The sequence below is a fragment of the Glycocaulis sp. genome (genome assembly GCF_052168375.1).
Classification (GTDB): Bacteria; Pseudomonadota; Alphaproteobacteria; order Caulobacterales; family Maricaulaceae; genus Glycocaulis.
The window spans coordinates 1-1750 of the sequence record NZ_JBQLZR010000069.1 but is presented as its reverse complement, the minus strand read 5'-3'; the positions used below and the strand labels follow the sequence as shown (position 1 = coordinate 1750).

2 protein-coding genes are annotated in these 1750 nt (G+C 65.0%); one reads left to right on the top strand and one right to left on the bottom strand.

The features are described 5' to 3' along the window. On the top strand, window positions 1-556 hold a 556-nt coding region (locus ACTS2Z_RS02745), incomplete at its 5' end, for a transketolase-like TK C-terminal-containing protein (protein ID WP_442571700.1). 3 nt (window positions 557-559) lie between these two features. Here the strand turns inward: ACTS2Z_RS02745 and ACTS2Z_RS02740 are convergent. Further along, window positions 560-1750, bottom strand: a 1191-nt coding sequence (locus ACTS2Z_RS02740) for a cupin domain-containing protein (protein ID WP_442571699.1), incomplete at its 5' end; no start/stop codon positions are given.

The window sequence follows — 1750 nt, the reverse complement described above, 5'->3', positions numbered from 1 at the left end:
GTCGGCCCTGCGCACCATTCCCGGTGTCGAGACCTGGCGTCCCTGCGATGCGCTGGAAACGGCAGAAGCCTGGGCCTGTGCACTGGAGCGCAAGGACGGCCCGGCCATACTGGCCCTGTCGCGTCAGGGTGTGCCGCACGTGCGCGAAGATGATGGCTCGCAGAACCTCTCCGCACGCGGTGCCTACGTGCTGCGCGAGGCCGATGGCGGCGCGCCGCAAGTTGTCCTGATCGCAACCGGTACCGAGGTCGAGCTTGCCGTGACGGCCCGCACCCTGCTGGCAGAAAAGGGCGTGAAGGCCCGCGTTGTCAGCGCGCCCAGCGTGGAACGCTTCCTCAAGCAGGATGAGTCCTGGCGCCAGTCGGTCCTGCCAAGGGGCGTTCCGTGCGTCGCCGTCGAGTCGGCCCTGCGGTGGGGCTGGGACGCGCTGATCGGAACCGATGGCGGCTTTGTCGGCATGACGGGTTTTGGCGCATCAGCGCCAGCAGAAGAGCTCTATGCGCACTTTGGCATCACGGCAGAGCGCGTGGTGGAAGAAGCCCTGAAGCGGGTCTAGCGCCTAGACCCGTTCTGCGGCGCCAAAAGCCAGCAGGCGTTCCATCGCGTCGCGGGCCTTGTCCGGTCCCAGCGCGTCCAGCTCGGTCAGAGAGATTGTCTCTCCGGCAAGAAAGGCTTCGAGCGCCGGCAGGGCAGGCTCGTCAAAGCTGATATCGCCGCCTGCCATGACCAGCACGATATGGTGCCCGGCTTGCGCCAGCCGCATCGGCGCATGGTCCCGGCGGCGGATGCGTGTGGCTGGAGTTACCGCTGCGCCGGTCAGCCCGCCGGAGAGGTCCGGCTGGCGGGTGCGCAGAAATGTATCGGTGAAGAGGTCCAGCACGCTGTCGAGATCGGCCTTCTGGCGTGCATCTTCCATGGCCTTTCCGAAGACGGCGCGCAGGCTCTCCCTGTCAAAATCATCGCGGTGAAAGCCCGGCGGCATGGACCGCCGCAAGAGGGGTGAACTCAGGCTCGCCTCAGCCACAGCTTCCAGCAGGAAGTCGGCGATCGTCTTCACGATGATGCCTGTGGTGATGTGCAGTGAATGCGAGCCGGCCTCGCTGACCGCGTCATGCATCAGGCCGCGCGGCACATAGAGCATGTCGCCCGGCTCCAGTACGAAATCGGCTACCGGCTCACCGGCGGTGAATTTGCCAGGCGCAAACCCTTCGCCGCGAAACGGCGTGCCCGCAGGCGCATCATAAAGCCGCCAGCGCTTTCGCCCCTCGACCTGACAGACCAGAACACAATGATTGTCGTAATGGGTGTGAAAACCCTGCGCGCCCGCTGGCGTGAGGTAGATATTCGTCTGGACGTGGGCGGAGAACGCATTTTCCAGCTGGCGGCAGTATTGCGCCAGAGGCGTATGGCGGCGCTCCAGATGCGGCAGGATGATGGTCGCGCCCTGTTGCCAGAGGCGCATGACCGCGCCCCGGTCCACTTCCGAATTCTCCAGATGATAATCACCCGGCGTGATGCGTGGCTCGGAACGGGCGAGGGTCAACTCGCCTTCACGAAAGCGCTGACCTGCGATCAGCGCATCAATGACCTGGGTGGAGATCAGGCCGGTAAAACGCTCCGGCGTCCTGCCAGCCATTGCGTCGGCCCGGCAATGCAGCGGCTTTTCTTCCCAGTATTCGCGCAGGAACATGTCCGCGCCGACCGGTGCGGTGAGATGGTCCAGCGTCCAGGAACCTTGCATGGTGTCGTC